Origin of the sequence: Maribacter sp. ACAM166 (assembly GCF_005771495.1) — a bacterium.
Classification (GTDB): Bacteria; Bacteroidota; Bacteroidia; order Flavobacteriales; family Flavobacteriaceae; genus Maribacter.
On the sequence record NZ_VAUW01000112.1, the window covers coordinates 1 to 578 of the forward strand.

At 34.8% G+C, this 578-nt stretch carries 1 pseudogene; it reads left to right on the forward strand.

The features are described 5' to 3' along the window. Positions 1 to 158: 158 nt before the first annotated feature. Positions 159 to 311 (forward strand): annotated as a pseudogene (locus ES765_RS21580) (IS1595 family transposase); the annotation flags it as partial. Between the last annotated feature and the right edge of the window lie 267 nt (positions 312 to 578).

Genomic DNA, 578 nt, shown 5'->3' on the forward strand with positions numbered 1-578 from the left:
AAATTATTAATTAGGCTTTTAATTAGTTGGTAAATAGTATTTTAAAAGAGCTCTATATTTTATATAAAGATAGACGTTTCGTTAGTCAACTGGAGTTTTATCCCCTGCTTTTAACTCTTATAACAGTGAGCAACAAAAACAATATGCTTTCTATGGACTTTAACTGTATGAAATGTGGACATCAAAAAGGGTGTCAAAAAGCTGGTTATAGATACCAATGTTATGGATGTCAGCATGTAGAGAGCTCAACGGCCAACACCTTATTTTATAAAGTTAAGTTTGGTCTTCAAAAGGCCTTTTGCCATATATTTATAAAGGGTAGTCTCATATAAGCAAAATATATATTAGGGAGTCACTAGGGTATACACTAGGATAAGCAATAGATTGTCTCGGGCAGGTAATAGGTTTACTCTGGGTATGTATGTAGGGGTAGTCTATGGTTAGCAATTGTTGGAGTTATGGTTACCACTGCCGTAAAATGGCAGATAATATGGCAGGCTATTGTTGAGAATGATTAGTAATGGTTAGTTTGGTGGTTGGCACTGCCGTTAAAATGGCAGATAATATGGCAGTTTATT